8 protein-coding genes are annotated in these 6,208 nt (G+C 64.2%); 7 read left to right on the forward strand and 1 reads right to left on the reverse strand.

Annotated features, from left to right (window positions below; translation table 11 throughout):
- The first annotated feature begins 11 nt into the window (after positions 1-11).
- Genes trbJ through HLH27_RS15905 form a run of 7 tightly spaced genes read left to right on the forward strand, consistent with a single transcriptional unit; the run spans position 12 to position 5,344 of the window.
- A complete protein-coding gene (gene trbJ, locus HLH27_RS15875; RefSeq protein WP_456305495.1) occupies positions 12-743 on the forward strand; it encodes a P-type conjugative transfer protein TrbJ in 732 nt (243 codons plus the stop codon).
- Positions 743-1,015, forward strand: a complete 273-nt coding sequence (gene trbK-alt / locus HLH27_RS15880) for a putative entry exclusion protein TrbK-alt (protein WP_182951019.1) — start codon at positions 743-745, stop codon at positions 1,013-1,015. Before trbJ ends, trbK-alt begins: the two co-directional genes overlap by 1 nt.
- A 4-nt stretch (positions 1,016-1,019) precedes the next feature.
- Positions 1,020-2,276 carry a P-type conjugative transfer protein TrbL gene (gene trbL, locus HLH27_RS15885; protein ID WP_182951020.1) on the forward strand — a complete coding sequence of 419 codons (1,257 nt, stop codon included), beginning with the start codon at positions 1,020-1,022 and terminating at the stop codon, positions 2,274-2,276.
- Between the two features lie 2 nt (positions 2,277-2,278).
- On the forward strand, positions 2,279-2,959 hold the full coding sequence (trbF, locus tag HLH27_RS15890) for a conjugal transfer protein TrbF (RefSeq protein WP_182951021.1): 681 nt from the start codon (positions 2,279-2,281) through the stop codon (positions 2,957-2,959).
- Positions 2,959-3,945, forward strand: coding sequence for a P-type conjugative transfer protein TrbG (gene trbG, locus HLH27_RS15895; protein WP_182951022.1), 987 nt, complete (start codon positions 2,959-2,961; stop codon positions 3,943-3,945). The genes trbF and trbG overlap by 1 nt, the downstream gene beginning before the upstream one ends.
- The gene (locus HLH27_RS15900) at positions 3,942-5,093 is read left to right on the forward strand and encodes a TrbI/VirB10 family protein (RefSeq protein WP_182951023.1); all 1,152 of its coding nucleotides are present in this window, start codon (positions 3,942-3,944) and stop codon (positions 5,091-5,093) included. Before trbG ends, HLH27_RS15900 begins: the two co-directional genes overlap by 4 nt.
- The gene (locus HLH27_RS15905; protein WP_182951024.1) at positions 5,090-5,344 is read left to right on the forward strand and encodes a DUF2274 domain-containing protein; all 255 of its coding nucleotides are present in this window, start codon (positions 5,090-5,092) and stop codon (positions 5,342-5,344) included. Before HLH27_RS15900 ends, HLH27_RS15905 begins: the two co-directional genes overlap by 4 nt.
- Here the strand turns inward: HLH27_RS15905 and HLH27_RS17360 are convergent.
- Positions 5,298-6,089: a LysR family substrate-binding domain-containing protein gene (locus tag HLH27_RS17360; RefSeq protein ID WP_408870863.1), complete on the reverse strand. Its 792-nt coding sequence runs from the start codon at positions 6,087-6,089 to the stop codon at positions 5,298-5,300. The two genes, HLH27_RS15905 and HLH27_RS17360, sit on opposite strands and share 47 nt — an antisense overlap.
- Positions 6,090-6,208: the final 119 nt, after the last annotated feature.

Genomic DNA, 6,208 nt, shown 5'->3' on the forward strand with positions numbered 1-6,208 from the left:
GAAATTCGTTGATCTACAAAGCAGTGTTCGTGGCTGGGTTTGGCACCCTGTCATCCATCGTCGTGAGCGCCCCGGCCCATGCGCAATGGGCGGTTTATGACGGCGCCGCCCATGTCCAGACGGTACTGATCGCGGCGCGGGAATTGCAGCAGGTCAACCAGCAGGCGCAGAGCCTGCTCAACGAGGCGACCATGCTGGAGAACCAGGCCCGCAACCTCGCCAATCTTCCGCTCTCGGTGCTGGCGCCGCTGGAGCACTCAATCCAGCAGACGGAGCAGATCGTCGGCCAGGCGCAGGGGCTCTCCTATAACCTGACCAGCATCGATCAGGCCTTCACCCAGACCTATCCCCAAGCGCTGGGCAGCCCGAGTTCGGCGGTGCAGATGACGGCCGACGCCCAGACGCGATGGCAGAACGCGCGGGGCGCTTATCAGGACGGGCTGCGCGTGCAGACTGGCGCGGTGCAGAATCTCGATGCCACGCGCAGCCAGATCGACAGTCTGGTTACCTCCAGCCAGGCGGCGAGCGGCGCCTTGCAGGCCGCGCAATCGGGCAATCAGCTGACCGCGCTGCAGACCCGCCAGCTTGCCGACCTCACCGCGGTCGTTACGGCGATGGGTCGCGCCCAGGCGCTGGAAGGCGCCCGTCAGGTCGAGGGTGAGGAGCAGGGCAGGGCACAACTGGCGAATTTCCTCAATTACGGGGCCGGTTACACCCCCGGCACCGCGCAGATGTTTCACTGATGCGCTGGCCGCGTCTCTCCCCGCCGATCGTCTTCCGGCTCGTCGCCGTCGGGCTGGTCGTTCTGATTCTGGTCGCCGCGAGCCTGCATCTCCGGCACGTCCCCCGTGACGTCGGCGTGCCCGATCTCGGGCCGCCGGGCTCTCATGACCGGCTGGCCGCCGGTCTGGCGCACTGTCAGGCGCTCGGCATGAAGGCCGACGGCGATCCGGCTTGTGCGGCGATCTGGGCGGAGAACCGCAAGCGCTTCTTTGCGCCCGACGCGGCACGGTGACGCCATGCAGCAGGGCACCGGCGTCATCGACAATTTCCTTGCCATCTTCACCCAATATATCGATTCCGGCTTCGGTCTGGTGCAGGGCGACGTCCACTGGCTCGCCGGTGTGCTGATCACCATCGACATCACCCTGGCCGGATTGTTCTGGGCGCTGGCGCCGGACGAGGACGTGCTGGCGCGGCTGATCCGCAAGACCCTGTTCATCGGCCTGTTCGCCTTCATTATCGGCGATTTCAACCATCTGGCGCAGATCATCTATGAGTCCTTCGCCGGGCTGGGCATCGAGGCCGGTGGTGGACATCTCACCCAGGCGCAACTGCTCCAGCCGGGGCGGCTGGCCCAGGTCGGCATCGATGCCGGCAAGCCGATCCTGACCTCGATCTCCTCGCTGGTCGGCTTCGTCGCCATCTTCAACAATGCGATCCAGATCGCGGTATTGCTGATCGCCTGGCTGATCGTGGTCATCAGTTTCTTTGTGATGGCGATCCAGCTCTTCGTGGCGCTGATCGAGTTCAAGCTGACCACACTTGCCGGGTTCGTGCTGGTGCCCTTCGGCCTGTTCGGCCGCACCGCCTTCCTCGCCGAGAAGGTGCTGGGCAACGTCGTGTCGTCCGGGATCAAGGTGCTGATGCTGGCCGTCATCGTCGGTATCGGCTCGACGGTGTTCGGCCAGTTCACCAGCGGCTTCAACAACCCGCCGACCATCAATGATGCGCTGACCCTGATCCTCGCTTCGCTGACGCTGCTCGGCCTGACCGTGTTCGGCCCGGCATTGGCCAATGGGCTGATCGCCGGTGGCCCGCAGTTGGGTGCGGGCTCCGCCGTCGCCACTGCGGCTGGGGTTGTCGGTGTCGGCGTGGCCGCCGCGTCAGGGGTCGGACTCGCTGCGGGTGCAGCGATGGCGGCCGTGCGTGGTGGGGCCTTTGTCGCCGGAGGTGCCACCGCCGCCTATCGGGCGGGCGGCGCGGCAGGTGTGGCCAAAACCGGACTGTCCGCTGCCGCCAGCCCGCTGCGCCGCGCGGCGACCGGTGTTCGCACCAGCTATCAGGCCGGCGGGGCGGCCGCCACCGGTGGGACGGGCGGTACCACGGCCTCGGGCGGCGGCGGTGGAGGTTCTGCCGGCAAACCGCCGGCCTGGGCCAGCCGGATGCAGCGCAACAACCGGATCAAGGGCGGGGCTGACGCGGCCGCGCAGGCGATCAAGGGCGGCGACCGGCCCAGCGGCGGCCACGATGTCGATCTCTCAGAAGGAGAATAGCCATGTTCCGCCGCCCCAATGTGCGTTTCGGCCGGACGCCGGAGCCCGAGACGCCCTATCACAAGGCCGCTCAGGTCTGGGACGACCGCATCGGCTCGGCCCGCGTCCAGGCCCGCAATTGGCGGCTGGCTTTCTTCGGCAGCCTGGCTTTGAGCGGCGGCCTGGGCGCTGGGCTGGTCTGGCAGTCGCTGCGCGGCACCGTCACGCCCTGGGTGGTGCAGATCGACCATCTCGGTCAGGCGCAGGCCGTTGGTTCGGCGACCGCCGCCTATCGCCCGACCGACCCACAGATCGCCTGGTATCTGGCACGCTTCATCTCCGAGGTGCGCGCCATTCCGGCCGATCCGGTAGTGCTGCGGCAGAACTGGCTCGACGCCTATAACTACGTCACCGATCGCGGCGCGCTGGCCCTGAACGATTATGCCCGCACCAGCGATCCCTTCAGCCGGATCGGCAAGATGCAGGTGGCGGTCGAAATCGCCAGCGTCATCCGCGCCTCCGACGACAGTTTCCGGGTGGAATGGATCGAGCGCCGCTATGTCGATGGCGCGCTGGCCGCCAGCGAGCGCTGGAGCGCGATCCTCACCATCGTCGTCACCACCCCGACTGATGCCGAGCGGCTGCGCAAGAACCCGCTTGGCATCTACATCCATGCCCTCAACTGGTCCAGGGAACTCGGCTGATGCGCACCTTCAACACCATCGCGCCGTTCATGATCCTGCTGGCGCCCCTTGCAGCCTGCTCCTCATGGAAGCCGCCTGCCATCAAATACGACGATACGCCCCGCCAGGCGGTTCTTACGCCTGACCCGCCCAAGCCGGTGCAGGTGGTGGCACTCCCCGAGCCCTTGCCGCTGCCGGGGCAGCTCAAGCCGATCCTAACCCGGCATGCGGCCCCGGACCCGACGGATCCGCACCAGCGGGTCGAGCGCGCCAACAGCGCGGCGCGGATCCAGCCGACGCGGGCTGGCTATCTCAATGCGATTCAGGTCTATCCGTTTTCCGAGGGTGCGCTCTACCAGCTCTACGCGGCACCGGGCGAGATCACCGATATTGCGCTGCAGCCGGGCGAAAAGCTGGTCGGTTCCGGTCCGGTCGCCGCCGGCGACACCGTGCGCTGGATCATTGGCGATACCGAGAGCGGGGCAGGGGGGACGAAGCGGATTCATATCCTGCTCAAGCCGACCCGCCCGGACCTGACCACCAACCTGGTCATCAATACCGACCGGCGCACCTATCATCTGGAGCTGCGCTCCGATGAGCGGACCTACATGGCGTCGGTGTCGTGGGACTATCCCCAGGACCAGATCGTTGCCCTGCGCGGCCAGGATCGTGACGCGGACCTCTCGACGCCAGTCGCGAACGGCGTCGATCTCGATGCGCTGAATTTCCGCTACCGGATCGAGGGCGACGAGGCGCCGTGGCGGCCGTTGCGGGCCTTCGATGACGGGCGGCAGGTCTTTATCGAATTCCCCACTGGCATCGCGCAGGGTGAGATGCCGCCGCTGTGGGTGATCGGCCCACAGGGCGACGGTCAGTTGGTGAACTACCGGGTGCGCGGCAATCGCATGATCGTCGATCGCCTGTTTGCCGCCGCCGAACTGCGGCTGGGGGTGAAGCATCAGCAGGTCGTGCGCATTGTCCGCACCGACGGGACGCGGCGGTCATGAGCGACAGCGCCGGAAATGGCGGCACCGAAACGGCAGGGGCTGCTGTCAGGCCACCCGGAGAGATGCGGCTGCGGACGACGCGGCCGCCGGTCACGCGGCTGTCGCGCAAGGTGATCCTCGGCCTGTCAGTCGTCGCCGTGTGCGGAATCGGCTGCGCGCTTTATCTGGCGCTGAAGCCAGTGCCACCGAAGAGCAACGCCGAACTCTACAATACTGGCAATCGCACCACGCCCGACGGTCTGGCCAATCTGCCGGGCGATTATAGCCATCCGCCGCGTATCGGCCCGCCGTTGCCTGGCGATCTTGGTGGGCCGTTGCTCAAGGCTGGCGTGGGTGCTCCCGGCATGGCGACACCGGCGGCACCCGCCGACCCGGAAAAACAGCGCATTGCCCAGGAGCAGGAAGCGGCGCGGGTCAGCCATCTGTTCACCCAGACGCAGATGGGACGGGATATCGCGACGCCGGGCGCAACCGTAGCCCCGCCCAGCAGCGTTGCCACCGATCGCAAGCAGGCATTTCTCGACGGTCCCGTCGATCACCGCACCGTCAGCGTCGAGAGGCTGACACCCATTCCCAGCCCCTATTTGCTCCAGGCAGGCGCGATCATTCCCGGTGCGCTGATCACCGGCATTCGCTCTGATCTGCCGGGCGAGGTCACGGCCCAGGTGACGGAGAACGTCTATGACTCTTCCACCGGGCATATCCTGCTGATCCCGCAGGGGGCGAAACTGATCGGCCGCTATGATTCCCAGATCGCCTATGGCCAGACCCGTGTGCTGCTGGTCTGGATCCGGCTGATGCGCGGGGCCGGGGATTCGATCGTGCTGGAGAACGAACCGGCCGCGGATGCAGCCGGCTATGCCGGGTTGCAGGATCAGACCGATAACCATTGGGGCGATGTGTTCAAGGCTGCCCTGGTCTCGACCGTCCTCAGTGTCGGCTCCGAGGCCGATATAAGCGGCGGCAATGGCATAGCCCAAGCGCTGCGCACCGGCGGCTCGCAGGGCTTCAACCAGATCGGCGAACAGATCGTCGGACGGTCGCTGAATATCCAGCCCACCAACATCATCCGACCGGGCTTTCCGGTGCGGGTGATGGTGCATCGTGACCTGATGCTCACCCCCTACGGACAGGAGGAGTCCCAATGACGAAGCTTAGGCTCGGGCCGATCGCGGATGACAAACCGGTGCGGCTCACCGTGGAGCTTCCTGCAGCCGTGCATCTCGATCTGGTCGAGTACGGGCGCCAACTGGCGCATGAAAGCGGACAGGCCGAAATCGTGCCGGCAAGGCTGATTGCACCAATGCTGGCTCGTTTCATGGAGGGGGATCGGGTGTTTCGTCGTTTTAAGACTAGACGCAAGGCGATTTCCCTCGATCTCGAACAAGATCGCGCATGAAGGCGACGAACCGGCCCAGTAGTGCATCTTCTGCCTCAGTTCGCCACACTAGATGAACGTCGAATTCGGCATTCGGATCATCAAGCGGCCGAAAGACCAGCCCACACGGTTGGAGTTCCTGGCAAGCTGCATTGCAAAGCGCGACATTCGATCCCATACGCACTTGCGAGAGAAGCGTTAGTATACCCCCGTAATGCACGGGGATATGCGTCTGCGATCCGATCTGAGCTAGGTGAAAATACGTATGCTGTTCAACGTAACTTTTCGAAGGCACTAGCAAGCGCTCCTTGGTCAACTCCCGTATGGACAGTGTCTCTCGATTTGAGAGTGGGTGGCCATGAGGCAGGGCCGCAACGATACGTTCTCGATACAGGGGCAGGGAGGCGAGACCATTATCAAGTGCGAACTGAGGAATGATCGCCGCATCAATAAGCCGATTCCGTAATGTAAAAACAATGTCATGATCGGACGCTGCGCGAAGACTGATTCGGGTCAGCGGATAGCTATTGCTCCATGATCGTAACAATAGTGCGGCCTTTGAATGGAGAGGTGGGTGGCCCAGTCCTACGCGTAACTCACCATCCGGAAGGTCTATCAAATCATTAGTTACCTCTCCGAGGTGTCTAGCATCTTCTATGATATTACGAACATATCGTAAAACATACTTTCCAAAATTGGTTGTTGCTGTCCCTGTTCTGCTACGTTCGAATAATGTCACACCCAGAAGATTCTCCGCCCTTGTCACACGTCTACTTGGGCTGCCTGCGATGACTGGTCCGGTTTCATAGTTAGTTGATATGCGCTTCTGATGCCAGCCTGGCCGGGAGGTGAAGCGTAGCGGAACCGAGCGGCCAGGCTGGCATT

Origin of the sequence: Gluconacetobacter takamatsuzukensis, assembly GCF_014174275.1 — a bacterium.
GTDB classification, from domain to species: Bacteria; Pseudomonadota; Alphaproteobacteria; order Acetobacterales; family Acetobacteraceae; genus Gluconacetobacter; species Gluconacetobacter takamatsuzukensis.